Genomic DNA, 17,012 nt, shown 5'->3' on the forward strand with positions numbered 1-17,012 from the left:
CAGTCCTGGGTCGCCTTGCGCTGGCGCCCGAACATCCAATAGACCAGCCCAAGGGCCCACATGTTCTTGCAGCGCAGCGCTTCTTTCTTGGTAAGGCCCTGGTCCTTCACCGCGTCCTGGGTCATCTGCGACATGTCGACGGCGACGACCCGGTAATCGGCCAGGCTGCCATCCTCCCGCGGATCGGCGGCGAAGCCCGCCTTGGTGAAGTTGCGCTCGGTAAAGGCGCCGGAATCGATGATCAGCAGACCGCCCGCCTTGAGGTCCGGCAGATCGACCTTCAGGGCCGCCGGGTTCATGGCGACCAAAACGTCCAGGTCGTCGCCGGAGGTCTTGATCACGCGGGCGCCGAAGTTGATCTGGAAAGCGGAGACGCCAAAGGTGGTGCCGACGGGCGCGCGAATTTCGGCGGGGAAGTCCGGAAAGGTGGCCAGATCGTTTCCGGCCAGCGCGGTGGACAGGGTGAACTGACTGCCGGTCAGCTGCATGCCATCGCCGGAGTCTCCGGCGAAGCGTACCACCGCCGAGTCGAGTACCCGGCGGCCTGAGGGTTCGGCTTTAAGAGCCGTCGAACCTTCCATTCCTGGACCTCTCATTGAACGTCAGGCGGGGCGGACGTCAGGCCGGGCCCCATCCGCTCTGCCGACCCGGCGTGAATATGGCCCTGCGGAAGCGCATTTGCCAACGCCAAGTTCGAAAAACATCCTAATCGACCGTGAAATACTTAAAAATCACAATTTCTGTATGTGTATATAGCCGGCCGAGCCGCCCGAACACGCTTTCCGCAGATCATTCCCCGGGCGACGACGGGCCGTCGAGAACCGCCAGCATCTCGGCGATGCTGACCAGCTTCTTGCGCGGCATGCCCGGCGCCGCGGCCTCGATCTCCGCCGCCTCGATGGCCTTCCAGTCGTCGAAGCTGACCCAGGTGACGCCCCGCTCGGCCAGCAGGTCTTCCAGCGCGGCACGCCCGGTCCGGTGTGCGGGCGTCGCCTTGGCGTCGGTCAGGTCCGCTTCGATATGGCAGGCGATCTCGTCTGCGTCGGGCTTGTTGGTGCCGATAACGCCGGTCGGTCCACGCCGCGCCCAGCCCACGACATAAAGGCCTTTGGCCACACGGCCGCGGCGGTTGACCACGGTTCCGCTCCGGTCGTCGAAGGGCAGCCCTTCCAGCGGCTGCGCCCGGGTCCCGATGGCAGCGATAACGGCGCCGCAGGGCAAGTCGATAGTCTCGCCGGTGCCGACGACCCGCCCCTCTTCCAGGCGCGTCCGCTCCAGGCGCAGACCCTCCACTTGGCTGCCGCCCAAGACCTCCAGGGGGCGCAGGAAGAACTTGAAATGGACCCGCTTGCTCTGGCTCTCGTCCCCGCCTTTGTCCTCAAGAGCTGTAAAGCTGCGCAGGGTCTCCAGGTTCTTGGCCTGCAGACGCTGGTCGCGCTCGCTTGCCGCCGGGTTCGGGCCTGCGGGAAGCAGCCCACCGTCGACCACCGGCAAGGCCTCGGAGAGCTGCCCCATCTCGCGCAGCTCGACGTTGGTGAACTTCGCCTCCAGCGGCCCGCGGCGCCCGATGAGATAGACGTCGCGCACCGGCGCGGCGTGCAGCACCTGCGCAGCGTGCTCCGGCAGATCGGTATCGGCCATCTCCGCCGGCGTCTTCACCAGCACCCGGGCGATATCCAGCGCCACGTTGCCGTTGCCAATGACGGCGACGGCGGTGACGTTGAGATCCGGTTCGAGATCGCGGTGGGTCGGATGGCCATTGTACCAGCCGACGAAAGCGGCGGACCCATAAACGCCGGTCTTTTCGCCGCCTGGCAGGTTCAGATCCCGGTCGAGGGGCGCCCCGACGGCGATCACCACGGCATCGTAGAGGCGGCGCAGTTCGGCCAGCCCGATGTCCCGGCCCACCTGGACATTGCCGTAGTAGCGCACGGCCTTGTCGGCGGCCGTCCGCTCGTAGCTGCGCGCAACGCGTTTGGTGGACTGATGGTCCGGCGCGACGCCGGAACGGATCAGCCCGAAGGGTGTCGGCAAGCCCTCGAGCAGGTCGATCCGATAGTCGCGTTCCGACCGCCGCAGCGCCTCTGCCGTGTAGAAGCCACTGGGCCCGGCCCCAATAATCGCCACGCTGAAAGGCATGACAGTCCCGAAGTCGACGAATCCAGTCGTCCCCTGGGGCCAGATCCTTCCACCGGGGTTCTGCCTTGGCAAGGGCGCTGGTGGCGATTGTGGTCAGCCTGCGCCTTACCGCCGCACCGGCAGGCTGCGTCCTGAATGGGATCTTCGTCCCATCGACGGCCGCCAGACGATGCCCCCCGGGAAGATCCGGCCGCCGGCACCGGTCAGCAACCGCCCAGAACCCGCGCAACCCCTTGAGTTCTCTATCGTTCCCCGGTGTCGCGATTCAGACACGATCAGTCGCCAAAGGTGAAGCTGACGAGGACCCATAAACGTCAAAAATAAGACACAGGGGGCCATCGGCCCCCCATCTGTGCCTGCAACTGGGATCTTGCCTTAGGGATTACGCGGATGGCCGAAGAAGACGATCTCGATCTCAACAGCCTCGACGACGAAGAACTCGTCAAGCAGATGCACGACGACCTCTACGATGGCCTCAAGGAGGAGATCGAGGAGAGCGTGCACATTCTCCTCGGCCGCGGCTGGGAACCCTATCGTGTCCTGACGGAGGCGCTGGTCGAGGGCATGCGGATCGTCGGCATCGATTTCCGCGACGGCATACTCTTCGTGCCGGAGGTCCTGCTCGCCGCCAACGCGATGAAGGGCGGCATGACGATCCTGCGCCCGCTGCTGGCTGAAACCGGGGCACCCAAGCTGGGCACCATGGTGATCGGCACCGTAAAGGGCGACATCCACGACATCGGCAAGAATCTGGTGTCCATGATGATGGAGGGCGCCGGCTTCGATGTGATCGATCTGGGCATCAACAACCCGGTCGAGAACTACCTGGAAGCGCTGGAAGAGCACAAGCCGGACATCCTCGGCATGTCGGCCCTGCTCACCACCACCATGCCCTACATGAAGGTCGTGATCGACACCATGAAGGAAAAGGGCATCCGCGACGACTACGTGGTTCTGGTCGGGGGCGCGCCGCTGAACGAAGCCTTTGCCGAAGCCGTCGGCGCCGATGCCTATTGCCGCGACGCCGCCGTGGCGGTGGAAACCGCGAAGGACTTCATGAAGCGCCGCCACAACCAGAAGGGCGCCGCCTGAGCGCCCGGCCCAGCCGCCAAGGACCAACACCATGGCCGTGGTTCAGCCGATTTTGGACTGCCCGGAGCGCACGCTGCTCATTGCCTGTGGCGCACTGGCGCGCGAGGTGGTCGAACTCATCCGGGTCAATGCCTGGCGTCATCTGACCGTGAGCTGCCTGCCGGCGGCCTGGCACAACACGCCGGAGAAGATCCCCGGCGCGGTGCGCGAGCGCATCCAGGCCGCCAAGGACCGCTACGACCATATCTATGTGCTCTATGGGGACTGCGGCACCGGCGGCGAGCTGGACAAGGTTCTGCGCGAGGAAGGCGTCGAGCGTATCGAGGGCCCGCACTGCTATGCGTTTTTTGCCGGCGGCAAGGTCTTCGAAGCCCTGGCCGAAGCCGAAGTGGGCACCTTTTATCTGACTGACTATCTGGCACGTCACTTTGACCGGCTGATCATCCAGGGACTCGGTCTCGACCGCCACCCGGAATTGCACGAGCTCTACTTCGGCAACTACAAGAAGCTGATCTACCTGGCCCAGACCGAAGACAAGGACCTGCAGGCCCGCGCCGAGCAGGCGGCCCAGCGCCTGGGCCTGGTCTACGAGTACCGCTTCACCGGCTACGGCGAGATGGCCAGTTTCCTTGAGAACAAAGTCGATCTGCCGGAGGAGCCTGCGTCATGGCTCAGCTGACCGTCGTCTACTGGCGCGATATCCCGGCCCAGGTGATCGTCAAGGCGGGCCGCAAGAACGCCAAGATCCAGCTGACCGAGCGCTTCGAGAAAGCGATCGACCGGGCCGCGATGCGCGCCAAGCTGCACGGCAGTGACGCCTACCTTGAGGAATGGCGCCGCGGCGCGCCGAGCCCTTGCGGTGAAGACCTGGAGGCGGAAGCCTCTGCCGCGGCGGCGCGGCTGGAGAACGAGTACGACGACAGCCGGCTGGCCGACCTGGTGGCCGCCGGCGGTCAGGAATCGGCGTGATCGGATAAAGAGGACACTGGGATGTTTGCCGTGAGTAAGGCTGATGCGGTCGACCTGGCCGCCGAGGAGACCCGCCACCAGATCATCGATCTGATGCAGGACTTCACCATTGAGACGACGCCGGGGTCCGCTGCGAAGATCGCTGACTACCGCGAGCATCTGCGCCCGGGAACGCGCGTCGCCGTAACGTTCCTGCCCGGCTCCGACTTCGCCGACACCCTGGCGACGGCCCAGCGCCTGAAGGCCGAAGGCTTCGAGCCGATGCCGCACTTCGCAGCCCGGTCCATTCCGAGCCGCCAGGCGCTCGAAGACTACCTCAAGGCGTTGAAGGACGCGGCCGACCTGAAGCACGTGGTCGCCCTTGCCGGCGCGGTCGACTCGCCGCTGGGACCCTTCGACAGCTCCATGGCAATGCTGGAGACCGGCCTCTTCGACGCCTACGGGGTCGAGACCATCGGCGTCGCCGGCCATCCCGAGGGCAGCCCCGACATCGCGCCGGCCGCGCTGCAGGAGGCGCTGGCCTGGAAGAACGCCTTTGCGGCGCGCAGCGATGCCAGCCTCTACATCGCAACCCAGTTCTGCTTCGAGGCCGCGCCGATCATCGCTTGGGACAAAGCGATCCAGGCCGCCGGCAACAGCCTGCCGATCCACATCGGCGTGCCGGGCCTTGCCACCATCAAGACGCTGATCAATCACGCCAAGGCCTGCGGCGTCGGACCCTCGATGCGCTTCCTCACCAAACAGGCACGCAACGTCGCCAAGCTGATGACGGTGAACGCTCCCGACAAGCTGGTGCTGGATCTTGCGCGCTACAAGGCCATGGACCCGGACTGCGGCATCGCCCGGGTGCACATGTATCCCCTGGGCGGGCTGCGGCGGTCGGCTGCCTGGAGCTATGCCGTCGCGGACGGGGAATTGGAGTTGAAGCCGAAAGACAAGGGTTTCAACATAACCCGGATCATCGATTAGCTCCGCGGGCGCCTCAAATCGCGGCGGTCCTGCGCGAAATGGCCAGTCTCGGTCGCCCCTGCGCCAGCGCCCGGCTGCGTTAGAGGGACTAAATCCCGGCGTCTTTCGGGTTCCAGCGATTTCGATCGTCAGGGAACGGACCGTGGCCTGCGGAGAGCCCTATGACGGGGGCTTTCGGGGGGGTCCGGTGAAACAGGAGTAAGGGCAGCATGGCACAGACGGTTGTAAGCTCGGCAACCAAGGAAGTGGTGATCGGTTTCGACCGCCCCTTCTGCATCATCGGCGAGCGCATCAATCCCACCGGCCGCAAGCTGCTGGCCGCGGAAATGGCCGCCGGCGACTTCAGCCGGGTGGAAGCGGACTGTCTGGCCCAGGTCGCCGCTGGCGCCCACATGCTCGACGTCAATGCCGGCATCCCGCTGGCGGACGAGCCGGCGATCCTGGCCGAGACAGTTAAGCTGGTCCAGTCGCTCACCGACCTGCCGCTCTCCATCGACTCCTCTATCGTCGAGGCGCTGGAAGCGGGCCTTAGCGTCTATCAGGGCAAAGCCTTGGTAAACTCGGTGACCGGCGAAGACGAGCAGATGGAACGCGTGCTGCCGCTGGTGAAGAAGCACGGCGCCGCCGTCGTGGCAATTTCCAACGACGAGACCGGGATCTCCGAGGACCCGGACGTACGCTTTGCCGTTGCCAAAAAGATCGTCGAGCGTGCCGCCGACTATGGCATTCCCGCTGCCGACGTGGTGGTCGACCCCCTGGTCATGCCCATCGGCGCCATGGGCACTGCCGGGCGGCAAGCCTTCGCCATCGTTCGCAAGTTGCGCGAGGAGCTGGGCGTCAACACCACTTGCGGCGCTTCCAATATCTCTTTCGGTCTGCCCAATCGCCACGCCCTGAACGCCGTGTTCCTGGCCATGGCCGCCGGCGCCGGCATGACCTCGGCGATCATGAATCCGCTGCACCAGGAAGAGTTGACGGGTATCATGGCCGCTGACGTTCTGAACGGCCATGACAAGGACTGCCGTGCCTGGATCAAGAAGTTCCGTGAGCCTGCCGCTGAAGGCACGGGTGGCGAAGCCGCTGGCCGGCGCGGCGAGCGGCGGCGGCGTAGAGGCTAAGTCGCCCGGAACCAACTGCGGGGAATCAAACCGCCGGGAACAGGACGCCCGTGATTGAGAAAGCCCTCGTTGTCTTCACGCCCTCTGGAAAGCGCGGACGCTTTCCAGTAGGCACGCCGCTGCTGAAGGCAGCCCAGAGCCTGGGTGTGGACATCGACTCGGTCTGCGGCGGCCGCGGGCTCTGCGGCCGCTGCCAGGTAACCGTCGGGTCCGGCGAATTCGCCAAGCACGGCATCACCAGCCGCGAGGAACACGTCAGCGCAAGGCGGGCCACCGAAGAGCGCTACGCCGCCAAGAAGGGCATGGCCGAGGGGCGCCGCCTCTCCTGCCAGGCGGTGCTCCTGAAGGACGTCGTCATCGACGTCCCCGCCGACAGCCAGGTTCACAAACAGGTCGTGCGCAAGCGCGCGGAGGTCCGGGACATCGAGCTCGACCCGGCCATCCGCCTTCACTACGTCGTGGTCCAGGAACCCGACATGCACAATCCGACCGGCGACCTCGAGCGCCTGCTCGCAGCCCTGGAGGACCAGTGGAGCCTCACCGGGCTGGAAGCCGATCTGCGCATTCTGCAGAACCTGCAGCAGACCCTGAGGGCCGGCAACTGGCAGGTCACCGTTGCGGTCCACCGCGGACAGGTCATCACGGCGATCTGGCCGGGCTTCCACGACCGCCCCTTCGGCCTCGCCGTCGATGTCGGCTCCACCACCATCGCCGCCCATCTCTGCAACCTTTCGACCGGCGAGGTGGTCGCTTCCTCCGGCATCATGAATCCCCAGATCCGCTTTGGGGAAGATCTCATGAGCCGGGTCTCCTACGTCATGATGAACCCCGGCGGCGAGGAGGAGATGACCGCCGCGGCGCGCCAGGCGATCAACGACCTGACCGACGCGGTCTGCGCCGAGGGGAAAGTCGAGCGCGAGGAGATCCTCAACGCCACCTTCGTCGGCAACCCGGTGATGCACCACCTGCTGCTGGGGATCGACCCGACGGAACTGGGCGGCGCGCCCTTTGCGCTGGCCGCCAACTCCGGCATCACCCTCTGGGCCAGCCAGCTCGACCTGCGCTTCCACCCGGACGCCCGGGCCTACGTGCTGCCCTGCATCGCCGGCCATGTCGGCGCCGACACCGCCGGTGTCATCCTCTCCGAGACGCCGCATCTGACCGACAAGATAACCCTGGTGGTCGACGTCGGCACCAATGCCGAGATCGTGCTGGGCAACCGCGACCGGCTGCTCGCCTGCTCTTCGCCCACCGGACCGGCCTTCGAGGGCGCGCAGATCTCCTGCGGCCAGCGCGCCGCACCGGGCGCCATCGAGCGGGTGCGCATCGACCCCGAAAGCCTGGAGCCACGCTTCAAGGTGATCGGCTGCGATCTCTGGTCGGATGAAGAAGGTTTTGCCGAGGCCACCGCCAAGAGCGGCGTCACCGGGATCTGCGGCTCCGGCATCATCGAGGTCCTGGCCGAGATGTTCCTGGCCGGCGTGCTGACGCGCGACGGCACCATCGACGGCACCCAGGCGGCCCGCAGCCCGCGCATCCAGCCGGACGGGCGCACCTTCTCCTACCTCGTGCACGAGGGGACACCGGAAATCCGCATCGTCCAGAACGATGTCCGCGCGATCCAACTGGGCAAGGCGGCCCTCTATGCCGGCATCCGCCTGCTCATGGACCGCCTGGGCATCGACGCGGTCGAGCAGATCATGCTGGCCGGCGCCTTCGGCAGCCACATCGACACCAAGTACGCCATGGTGCTGGGGATGATCCCCGACTGCCCGCTGGAGAACGTCTACTCTGCCGGCAACGCGGCGGGGACCGGGGCGCGCATCGCCCTCCTGAACCAGCAGGCGCGCGACGACATCGAAGACGTCATCCGCCGGGTCGAGAAGATCGAGACTGCGGTCGAGCCGAACTTCCAGGCGCACTTCGTCGAGGCCATGGGCCTGCCCCACTCCTCCGCCGCCTTCCCCAACCTCTCCGCCGCTGTGAAGCTACCGGTCGTGACCGCGCCGGCAGCCGCCAACGACGCGGCCCCAGGCGGTGAACGGCGCCGCCGCCGGCGACGCCCGGCCTAAACAGGCGCTTACGGCCAGCCTCGCAGCTCTCCGGCATCCTTCGAGACAGCCCTTCGGGCCTCCTCAGGATGAGGCATGCACGCAGGGAATTGACCTCACGCCGAGGAGCGGAGCGTCTCGAAGTGCGCGGCCAAGAGGGGAGTAAGCTTACTGCGCGGCGCGCGACTGTTCCTCTTCCGGCTGCAGCGGCAGCCCCCGTTCCTTGCGCGGTGTGCGCCCGAAGAAGTCGCGGTAGCACTTCGAGAAGTGGGAGGCAGAGACAAAGCCGCAGGCCAGCGCCACGTCGATCACCGACATGTTGGTCTGCAGCAGCAGAAGCCGGGCCTTGTTCAGCCTGAGCTCCAGGTAGTAGCGCGCCGGCGAACGGTTCAGATATTTGCGGAACAGGCGCTCAAGCTGACGGGTCGAGAGGTCGGCCTCCCGCGCCAGTTCACTGCGGGTCAGCGGCTCTTCCAGGTTCTGCTCCATCAGCGCGATGACCGAAAGCAGCTTGGGATGGCGCACCCCCAGACGCGCCGGCAGCGAGATGCGCTGGCGGTCGTGGTGGTCGCGGATGCGCTCGTGCATGAACTGATCGGCGACGCTGGCGGCCAGTTCGTGGCCGTGCTGACGGGCAATGACGTTCAGCATCATGTCGATCGCAGCGGTGCCGCCGGAGCAGGTGAAGCGATTGCGGTCGATCTCGAAAAGCTCGGTTGTCACCTCGATCTCCGGGAACTCCTCGCAGAAGCCGGCCAGGTTCTCCCAGTGGATGGTGCAGCGGAAGCCTTCCAGCAGCCCGGCCTGCGCCAGGATGTAGCTGCCGGTGCAGATGGCGCCGACATCCACGCCGCGGCGGTCCATCTTGCGCAGCCAGGCCTGCAAGGCCTTGTCCTGATGCAGATGAACGTCCAGCCCGCCGCAGATGATGATCGTGCCGCAGGCCTCCGCCTGCGTCAGATCGCCGGCCACGTTCAGGGTGATCCCGTTGGACCCCGTCACCGGCTGGCCGTCGGGCGAGACCAGCAGGCGCCGGTAAAGCTCCTGCCCGCTCAGCCGGTTGGCGAGGCGGAAGGATTCCACCAGCCCGGTGAAGGGCAGGAAGGAGAAGCGCGGCACCAGCACCAGGGCGATCTGCTGGGGCAGTTCTCTTGGAACGTTACCGAACATAGGGCGCGCAGCATCCTCTGCATTAGAGACCACGGATAACGGGGAACTTTGGCATAACTGCCGGTGTCGCGAACAGAGAATTTTCCGCCGGGCAGCGGCAAGCCCGGGGACCGCCGATCGAGTGCCCTGGCGGCTCGCAGGGAGCCCGGATTTCCGCCGCTGGGGCAGGCTGCCGTTGCCAAGGCGGGGGCCGGATGCCAGCATGGACAGAGGGCTGCTGCGCGTGGGGCGCAAAGCCCGGTCAGCAAGGACTCGGTCGATAAGGCCGAGCCGAGAAGACCAGGCCAGGGGAATTCGGTTAACAGGGAAGCCAGCCGCGGATGAAATCGCGTTACTCCGTCTTCAGTCTGCTGCGCAATGCCGCCTCCTACCACGAGAACTGGCCGCAGGCCTGGCGCAGCGCCGAGCCCAAGCAGCGCTACGACGTGGTGATCGTCGGCGGCGGCGGCCATGGGCTGGCGACCGCCTACTACCTGGCCAAGAACCACGGGATCACCAACGTCGCGGTCGTCGAGCGCGGCTGGCTGGGCGGCGGCAACACCGGGCGCAACACCACCATCGTGCGGTCCAACTATCTCTGGGACCAGTCGGCGGCGCTCTACGAGCATGCGCTGAAGCTCTGGGAGGGGCTCTCCCAGGACCTCAACTACAACGTCATGTTCTCCCAGCGCGGGGTCCTGAACCTGGCCCACAACCAGCACGACCTGCGGGAGGTTTCGCGCCGGGTTAACGCCAACCGGCTGAACGGCATCGACTCCGAAATCCTCAGCGCCGCCGAGGTCAAGGAGATGGTACCGATCATCGACCTCCGCGCCGGCGGCCGCTATCCGGTCCTGGGGGCCAGCCTGCAGCGCCGCGGCGGCACTGCCCGTCATGACGCGGTCGCCTGGGGCTACGCCCGCGCCGCCGACGCACTGGGCGTCGACATCATCCAGGAGTGCCCGGTCAACGGCTTCCGCATCGAGGGCGGCCGGGTCACCGGCGTGGAAACCGGCAAGGGGCTGATCGAGGCGGGCAAGGTCGGCGTCGTCACCGCCGGCCATTCCAGCGTGATGGCCGACATGGCCGGCTTCCGCCTGCCGGTGCAGTCGCTGCCGCTGCAGGCCCTGGTCTCCGAGCCGGTGAAGCCGGTCATCGACACCGTGGTCATGTCCGGCGCCGTGCATGCCTATATCAGCCAGTCCGACAAGGGCGAGCTGGTGATCGGCGCCGGCGTCGACAGCTACATCGGCTACGGCCAGCGTGGCAGCCTGCCGGTCACCGAGGAGACCCTGGCCGCCATCTGCGAGCTCTTCCCGCTGTTCCGGCGCATGCGCATGCTGCGCCAGTGGGGCGGCATCGTCGATGTCTGCCCGGACGCCAGCCCGATCCTCTCCAAGACGCCGGTGGAAGGCCTCTACTTCAACTGCGGCTGGGGCACCGGCGGCTTCAAGGCGACGCCGGGCTCCGGCTGGGTCTTCGCCCACACCATCGCCCGCGACGAACCGCACGACCTGAACGCGGCCTTCAGCCTCGACCGCTTCCGCAGCGGCTTCCTGATCGACGAGCACGGCGCCGCAGCCGTGGCCCACTGAAAGGCATCTCCCGGCCATGCTGCTGATCCCCTGCCCCTACTGCGGACTGCGTTCGGAGACCGAGTTCTCCAACGGCGGAGAGGCGCATATTGTGCGGCCCGAAAACCCGGAGGCCTTGAGCGACGCGGAGTGGGCCGAGTTCGTCTTTCTGCGCGACAACCCCAAAGGCGTGCTGCTGGAGCGCTGGAACCACGCCCAGGGCTGCCGCCGCTGGTTTAACGTCGCCCGCGACACCGTGACCTACGAAATCCTGGCGGTCTATCCCATGGGTGCGGCCCCGCCCGCACTCGACCGCCGGCGCGTCGTCTGAGGGAGGAAGAGAGACCTTGTCCGGACGCATGCGCCTGCCTCACGGCGGTCAGGTCGACCACAACAAGCCGCTGCGCTTCACCTTCAACGGCAAGAGCTACCAGGGCCTGGCCGGGGACAGCCTGGCCTCGGCGCTCCTGGCCAACGGCGTCCACCTGGTGGGCCGAAGCTTCAAGTACCACCGCCCGCGCGGCATCGTCACCGCCGGCCCGGAGGAGCCCAACGCCCTGGTCCAGGTCGGCGAGGACCCGCGCACCGATCCCAACATGAAAGCGACCCAGGTGGAACTGGTGGAGGGCCTCAGCGCCAAGTCCCAGAACGCCTGGCCCTCGGTGGAGTTCGACATCGGGGCCGTCAACAGCCTGGGCGCGCGGCTGATCCCGGCCGGCTTCTACTACAAGACCTTCATGTGGCCGGCGAGCGCCTGGAAAGCCTATGAGCATTTCATCCGCCGGGCAGCCGGGCTGGGCACCGCCCCCAGCGGGCGCGACCCGGACCGCTACGACAAGACCTTCGCCCACTGCGACGTCCTGGTGGTGGGCGCCGGCCCGGCCGGACTGGCCGCGGCCCTGACCGCCGGGCGTAGCGGCGCGCGCGTCATCCTCATCGAGCAGGACGCCATACTGGGCGGCGCGCTCCTGAGCGCCAGCGCGGAGACGATCGACGACCGCCCGGCGCTGGACTGGGTGCGCGATGCCCAGACCGAACTGGCGGCCATGCCCGAGGTGCGCATTCTCACCCGCAGCGTCGTCTACGGTGCCTTCGATCACGGCTTCTACGGCGTCATGGAGAACGTCACCGACCATCTGCCCGAGGCGCCCGCCCACCTGCCGCGCCATCGGCTCTGGAAGCTGCGCGCCAAACAGGCGGTCTTCTGCACAGGCGCTATCGAGCGGCCTATGGTCTTCGCCGACAACGACCGCCCGGGGATCATGACCGCCTCGGCGGTGCAGAGCTATCTGAACCGCTACGCCGTCAAGCCGGGCCGGCGCGCCGTGGTCTTCACCAACAACGACAGCGGCTACGGCGCAGCCCTGGACCTGACCGCCGCCGGCGTCGAGGTCGCCGCCGTGGTCGATCTGCGCGCCGCCCCCGGCGGGCCGCTCACCGAGCGGGCGGAGGCCGCTGGCCTGCGCATCCTGGCCGACCACGCCATCATCGGCACCGAAGGCAAGAAGCGGATCACCAAGGTGCGCGTCGCCGAGCTGAGCGCTGAGGGCGACGCCGTGGTCGGCGCGGTGGAGGAGATCGACTGCGACCTCCTGGCCGTCTCCGGCGGCTGGAGCCCGACGGTCCATCTCTTCTGCCATGCCAAAGGCCAGCTCGTCTGGGATGCCGAGCAGGCCTGCTTCGTGCCGGGCACGGCCCAACAGCCGGGCCAGCGTGCCGCCGGGGCGGCCAACGGCGGTTTCGGCCTGGCCACCTGCCTGACCGAAGGCGCCGCAGCAGGGGCGGCCGCAGCCGGGGACGCTGGGTTCACCGCAAGTGCTACGGTGACAGCCAGCGCCGAGGACAGAGGCTGCCTGCCGGGACGCTGGCTCTGGCTGGTCCCCTCGGACAAGCCTCTGGGCAAGAAGGTCAAGCACTTCGTCGATCAGCAGAACGACGTCACCGCCGCCGACCTGAAGCTGGCGCTGCGCGAGGGCTACCGATCCATCGAGCACGTCAAGCGCTACACCACCACCGGCATGGCCACCGACCAGGGCAAGCTCGGCAACGTGAACGCCATCGGCATCGTCGCCGACGATTTCGGCCGCCCGCTGCCGGAGGTCGGGGTCACCACTTTCCGCCCGCCCTATACGCCGGTGAGCTTCGGCATCTTCGCCGGGCGCGACGTCGACGACCTGCTTGACCCGATCCGCCGCACGCCGATGCATGCCTGGCACGAGCGCAACGGCGCCCTCTTCGAGGACGTCGGCCAGTGGCGCCGGCCCTGGTACTACCCGCAGTTCGGCGAAGACATCCATGCTGCGGTGAACCGCGAGGTCAAGGCGGTGCGCGAGTCCCTCGGCGTGCTGGGCGCCTCGACCCTCGGCAAGATCGACATCCAGGGGCCGGTCGCCGCCGAGTTCCTCAACCGTGTCTACACCAACGCCTGGTAGAAGCTCGACGCCGGGCGCTGCCGCTACGGCCTGATGCTGGGCGAGGACGGCATGGTAATGGACGACGGCGTCACCACGCGCCTCGGCGAAAACCACTTCCTGATGACCACCACCACCGGCAACGCCGCCCCGGTGCTGGCCCATCTGGAGGACTACCTGCAGACCGAGTGGCCGGACCTGAAGGTCTTTTTGACCTCGGTGACCGAGCAGTTCGCCACGATTACGCTGTCGGGACCCAACGCCCGCCGCCTGCTGGCCGAGTTGAGCGACGCCGAGCTCTCGGGCAACGCCCTGCCCCACATGGGCTACACAGCGGCGCGGGTGGCCGGTGCCCCGGCGCGCATTTTCCGCATCTCCTTCACCGGCGAACTGTCCTACGAGATCAACGTGCCCGCCTCCTTCGGCATGGCGGTCTGGCAGACGGTGATGACGGCGGGCGAACGCTACGGCATCACCCCCTACGGCACCGAAGCCATGCACGTGCTGCGCGCCGAGAAGGGCTACATCATCGTCGGCCAGGAGACCGACGGTTCGGTCACGCCGCTCGACCTCGACATGGGCTGGATCGTCTCCAAGACCAAGGATTTCGTCGGCAAGCGCTCCCTCACGCGCGAGGACATGGCAAAGCCGGACCGCAAACAGCTCGTCGGCATCCTCACCGCGGACCCCGACGAAGTGCTGCCGGAGGGCGCGCAGCTCGTGGATACGGTACAGGCGCAGCCGCCCATGGCCATGCTGGGCCATGTCACCTCCAGCTACTACAGCCCCAATTGCGGGCGCTCCATCGCCATGGCCCTGGTCAAGGGCGGCCTCGCGCGCAAGGGGGAGACGCTCTACGCACCTCTGGTGGGCGGCAGGGTGGTGCCCTGCGTGGTGGCCGAGAGCCCGGTGTTCTTCGATCCGGAAGGGGAGCGGATGCGTGGTTGAGAGCTATCTCAGACAGAGCGCACTGGCGCACCTCGGCCTCGAAGCCCGCGACCAGAGCGGCCAGGAGGGCGCACAGGTGCGCCTTCAGGAAAAGGTGCTGCCGGCGGCGGTGAACCTGCGCGGCGATCCCTCGGACGAAGGTTTCCTGGCCGCCACCCATCAGGCGCTGGGAGTCGCACTGCCCCTGGAGCCGAACCGCGTGGAGAGCAGCGAGCGGATCGCCGTGCTCTGGCTGGGGCCGAACGAGTGGCTCGCGGTCAGCCACGACGACGAGCCGACGGCGGAGAGCCGCCTTGCCGAGCGCCTGCGCGAGGCCCTCGCAGACTCCCACGCCGCGGTGACCGAGGTGGGCGAAAGTCTCGCCTGCATCCACATCGCCGGCCCGCGCGCCGCCGACGTCATCGCCAAGGGCTGCCCCCTGGACCTGCACCCGGGCGCCTTCACCGCCGGGCACTGTGCCCAGAGCCACATCGCAAAGACGGCCGTCACCCTGCACCAGGTGGACGATGCGGGTGCGGCGGCGGGGCCCGGCTACGACCTTTACACCCGCCGCTCCTTCTCCGACTATCTCTGGCGCTGGCTGAGCGATGCCGCGCGGGAGTACCTCGGGGCATAGCCTTCGCGCGCCGCGGTCTTCGAAAGAGGCTTCGGTCCGCCATCTCCTCAAAAAAAGACCAATGCCCGGCTGTCGGGAATTGGCGACACGCTTCGTCCAGGAACTGTCAGGCCGCTGGAAGCGGCGGCCGCAACCCGAGACGGAGGACAGCATGCGTGTCTTGTACGAATGGCCGCCCACCCGCTCCCAAAGGGCGCGCTGGGTGCTGGAGGAACTTGGCCTCGACTACGAAAGCCATCCGGTCAAGCTGATGGAGGGCGAGCAGAACGGTGAGGCCTACCGCGCCATCCATCCCCTGGGCGTGGTTCCCGCCCTGAAGACGGACGGCTACACCATGTTCGAGTCGGTGGCGGTCGTACTGCAGTTGATCGACGAGCACCCGGAGAAGAACCTCGCGCCGCCGCCCGGAAGCCCGGAGCGCGCGCTCTACTATCAATGGTGCACCTTCGCCTGCGCCGAGATGGACCCGGCACTGATGGCCTACTTCGACAATGCGCTCAGACCGCTGGAGGCCATGCGGCCGCCGGGCCGCCGGCACAACGCGGAGTTTGCCGACTATGGCCGGCGCGACTTCGCGCTGCGCGCCGAAGCACTGTCAAACGCGCTGAGCGGGCGCGACTACCTGCTCGGCTCCGCGTTCACCGGCGCCGACATCCTGATCGGCCATAGCTGCTTCATGGCCAAGCACCTGGACCTGATCGGCGATTACCCCATCCTGCAGGCCTATCACGGGCGCCTGAAGCAACGCCCGGCCTACCAGCGTACCTACGAAGGCTGAACAAGGGCGCATTGGGAGTAATCGGTGAATCTTTTTCTAGAGGGCTCAACGAACTTGGTCAGTTAACCCGGCCTCCCCTTTCGGCATAGGCTGCGCGCAACTTGCAACCAGGGGTAACCGACCGCGCCGCCGCCGTCGATTGGGGAGGTTGAGTTGTTTCAGGAACTGGATCTGGCCTGGAATGCCGGTCTGCTGGTTCACGCCGCCGCGCTGCTTCAGATTTTCGGCCTTCTCAATCGCAATCAATTGGTCCTGCGCGGCCTGGTGCTCGCCGGCAGCCTCATCTACACCGCCTACTACTATCTCTTTCCCATCGCCCCGCTTTGGGGCGCCATGTTCTGGAGCACCGGTTTGGCCGCGGCCAACCTGATCGGCATCGCCCGGGTGATCCTGGACCGAAGGCTCACCCACGGCATAGAACACGAAGACTGCTTCGTCGACATGCTGAAGGTTCTGACCCCCGGCGAATTCCGTCGGCTGATGCAGATGGCGGAGTGGCACACCACCACCAAGCCGACCCAGCTCACGGTCGAGGGCGAGGCCGTGCCCAGCCTCTACTTCGTCATCGACGGCGATGTCGAGATCTGTAAAGCAGGCCGTAGCTTCACGCTGCCAGGCGGCCTTTTCATCGGCGAGGTCTCCTTCCTGCTCGGCGGCACCGCGACCGCCAGCGTCTCCCTGCCGCCGGAGGCCAAGTACATCGAGTGGCCCAAGGCAGCGCTGCAGAAAGCCATCAACCGCACACCGTCGCTCGGCAGTTCCATGGAAAGACTGTTCAATCAGGAACTGGCCCGCAAGGTCGCCATCTCCTGGAGTTGATCTCTCTGCCGGGCTGCATTCGTCTGCCGGCGCTTCCCGTTGCCCAGTACGACCGAACGTTCCCGTTAAGTCCGGAACATTTAGTGAGGTAAGCGCCTAACTGTCTTGTGGCTGCAAGGCCGCTCTGATAACTTAGGCGTATGCCTAACCAAGAAGCTGCTCTCGACACCGTCTTCCGCGCCCTTGCCGACCCGACCCGGCGTGCGGTCATCCAGCGCCTGAACCGGGGGCCCGCTTCGGTGACCGAGCTGGCCGAACCCTTCGACATGGCCCTGCCGTCCTTCCTGCAGCACCTGAAGGTGCTGGAGGAGAGCGGGCTCGTGCGCTCCAAGAAGGTGGGGCGGGTCCGCACCTGCTCGGTGAAGCAAAGGGAGCTGGC

Annotated in this window: 15 protein-coding genes and 1 pseudogene; 13 read left to right on the plus strand and 3 right to left on the minus strand. The window is 66.8% G+C overall.

The genetic code is table 11. From position 1 onward, the window contains the following. Nucleotides 1-581, minus strand: a 581-nt coding sequence (locus Q0982_RS21950) for a 2-oxoacid:acceptor oxidoreductase family protein (protein WP_299399784.1), incomplete at its 3' end; no start/stop codon positions are given. Nucleotides 582-789: 208 nt separating this feature from the next. Beyond that, nucleotides 790-2,139, minus strand: coding sequence for an FAD-dependent oxidoreductase (locus Q0982_RS21955; RefSeq protein WP_299399787.1), 1,350 nt, complete (start codon nucleotides 2,137-2,139; stop codon nucleotides 790-792). 390 nt (nucleotides 2,140-2,529) lie between these two features. On the opposite strand from Q0982_RS21955, the gene Q0982_RS21960 reads away from it, so the two are divergent. The 6 genes from Q0982_RS21960 (at nucleotide 2,530) to Q0982_RS21985 (ending at nucleotide 8,359) form a co-directional block, all read left to right on the plus strand. After that, entirely contained in the window at nucleotides 2,530-3,231 is a 702-nt protein-coding gene (locus Q0982_RS21960) for a B12-binding domain-containing protein (protein WP_299399789.1), read from the plus strand. A 31-nt stretch (nucleotides 3,232-3,262) separates the two neighbouring features. Beyond that, nucleotides 3,263-3,910, plus strand: coding sequence for a DUF1638 domain-containing protein (locus Q0982_RS21965; RefSeq protein ID WP_299399792.1), 648 nt, complete (start codon nucleotides 3,263-3,265; stop codon nucleotides 3,908-3,910). Continuing rightward, the gene (locus Q0982_RS21970) at nucleotides 3,898-4,200 is read left to right on the plus strand and encodes a virulence factor (protein WP_299399793.1); all 303 of its coding nucleotides are present in this window, start codon (nucleotides 3,898-3,900) and stop codon (nucleotides 4,198-4,200) included. The genes Q0982_RS21965 and Q0982_RS21970 overlap by 13 nt, the downstream gene beginning before the upstream one ends. A gap of 30 nt (nucleotides 4,201-4,230) precedes the next feature. Further along, a complete protein-coding gene (locus tag Q0982_RS21975; RefSeq protein ID WP_299399794.1) occupies nucleotides 4,231-5,169 on the plus strand; it encodes a methylenetetrahydrofolate reductase in 939 nt (312 codons plus the stop codon). A gap of 209 nt (nucleotides 5,170-5,378) precedes the next feature. Further along, nucleotides 5,379-6,287 (plus strand): methyltetrahydrofolate cobalamin methyltransferase, encoded by a 909-nt coding sequence (locus Q0982_RS21980; protein WP_299399796.1) that lies wholly within the window; start codon nucleotides 5,379-5,381, stop codon nucleotides 6,285-6,287. A 50-nt stretch (nucleotides 6,288-6,337) separates the two neighbouring features. After that, on the plus strand, nucleotides 6,338-8,359 hold the full coding sequence (locus Q0982_RS21985; RefSeq protein ID WP_299399799.1) for an ASKHA domain-containing protein: 2,022 nt from the start codon (nucleotides 6,338-6,340) through the stop codon (nucleotides 8,357-8,359). Nucleotides 8,360-8,506: 147 nt separating this feature from the next. On the opposite strand, the gene Q0982_RS21990 is transcribed toward Q0982_RS21985, so the two are convergent. Further along, nucleotides 8,507-9,508, minus strand: coding sequence for a GlxA family transcriptional regulator (locus tag Q0982_RS21990; protein ID WP_299399801.1), 1,002 nt, complete (start codon nucleotides 9,506-9,508; stop codon nucleotides 8,507-8,509). Nucleotides 9,509-9,828: 320 nt separating this feature from the next. Here Q0982_RS21990 and Q0982_RS21995 point away from each other — a divergent pair, with 320 nt between their 5' ends. The 7 genes and pseudogenes from Q0982_RS21995 to Q0982_RS22025 form a co-directional block, all read left to right on the plus strand. Next, nucleotides 9,829-11,082: a sarcosine oxidase subunit beta family protein gene (locus tag Q0982_RS21995; protein ID WP_299399803.1), complete on the plus strand. Its 1,254-nt coding sequence runs from the start codon at nucleotides 9,829-9,831 to the stop codon at nucleotides 11,080-11,082. A gap of 16 nt (nucleotides 11,083-11,098) precedes the next feature. Next, complete coding sequence (locus Q0982_RS22000; protein ID WP_299399805.1) at nucleotides 11,099-11,392, plus strand: sarcosine oxidase subunit delta; 294 nt, start codon at nucleotides 11,099-11,101, stop codon at nucleotides 11,390-11,392. A 28-nt stretch (nucleotides 11,393-11,420) separates the two neighbouring features. Beyond that, a pseudogene (locus Q0982_RS22005) lies at nucleotides 11,421-14,420 on the plus strand (sarcosine oxidase subunit alpha family protein). Continuing rightward, nucleotides 14,413-15,036, plus strand: a complete 624-nt coding sequence (locus Q0982_RS22010) for a sarcosine oxidase subunit gamma (RefSeq protein ID WP_299399807.1) — start codon at nucleotides 14,413-14,415, stop codon at nucleotides 15,034-15,036. The pseudogene Q0982_RS22005 and the gene Q0982_RS22010 overlap by 8 nt, the downstream one beginning before the upstream one ends. Before the next feature lie 151 nt (nucleotides 15,037-15,187). Beyond that, a complete protein-coding gene (locus tag Q0982_RS22015) occupies nucleotides 15,188-15,814 on the plus strand; it encodes a glutathione S-transferase family protein (RefSeq protein WP_299399809.1) in 627 nt (208 codons plus the stop codon). 153 nt (nucleotides 15,815-15,967) lie between these two features. Beyond that, a complete protein-coding gene (locus Q0982_RS22020) occupies nucleotides 15,968-16,633 on the plus strand; it encodes a cyclic nucleotide-binding domain-containing protein (RefSeq protein ID WP_299399811.1) in 666 nt (221 codons plus the stop codon). A gap of 140 nt (nucleotides 16,634-16,773) precedes the next feature. Then, the coding region (locus Q0982_RS22025) for a helix-turn-helix transcriptional regulator (RefSeq protein ID WP_299399813.1) at nucleotides 16,774-17,012 on the plus strand (239 nt) is incomplete at its 3' end.

Source organism: Pelagibius sp. (assembly GCF_028281305.1).
Classification (GTDB): Bacteria; Pseudomonadota; Alphaproteobacteria; order Kiloniellales; family Kiloniellaceae; genus Pelagibius.

What these genes read in the sequence shown, in the direction of transcription:
- Q0982_RS21995 (WP_299399803.1), top strand. Translation starts at nt 9,829, where the DNA reads ATGAAATCGCGTTACTCCGTCTTCAGTCTGCTGCGCAATGCCGCCTCC.
- Q0982_RS21990 (WP_299399801.1), bottom strand. Translation starts at nt 9,508, where the DNA reads ATGTTCGGTAACGTTCCAAGAGAACTGCCCCAGCAGATCGCCCTGGTG.
- Q0982_RS22015 (WP_299399809.1), top strand. Translation starts at nt 15,188, where the DNA reads ATGCGTGTCTTGTACGAATGGCCGCCCACCCGCTCCCAAAGGGCGCGC.
- Q0982_RS22000 (WP_299399805.1), top strand. Translation starts at nt 11,099, where the DNA reads ATGCTGCTGATCCCCTGCCCCTACTGCGGACTGCGTTCGGAGACCGAG.
- Q0982_RS21960 (WP_299399789.1), top strand. Translation starts at nt 2,530, where the DNA reads ATGGCCGAAGAAGACGATCTCGATCTCAACAGCCTCGACGACGAAGAA.
- Q0982_RS21970 (WP_299399793.1), top strand. Translation starts at nt 3,898, where the DNA reads ATGGCTCAGCTGACCGTCGTCTACTGGCGCGATATCCCGGCCCAGGTG.
- Q0982_RS21980 (WP_299399796.1), top strand. Translation starts at nt 5,379, where the DNA reads ATGGCACAGACGGTTGTAAGCTCGGCAACCAAGGAAGTGGTGATCGGT.
- Q0982_RS21955 (WP_299399787.1), bottom strand. Translation starts at nt 2,139, where the DNA reads ATGCCTTTCAGCGTGGCGATTATTGGGGCCGGGCCCAGTGGCTTCTAC.
- Q0982_RS21965 (WP_299399792.1), top strand. Translation starts at nt 3,263, where the DNA reads ATGGCCGTGGTTCAGCCGATTTTGGACTGCCCGGAGCGCACGCTGCTC.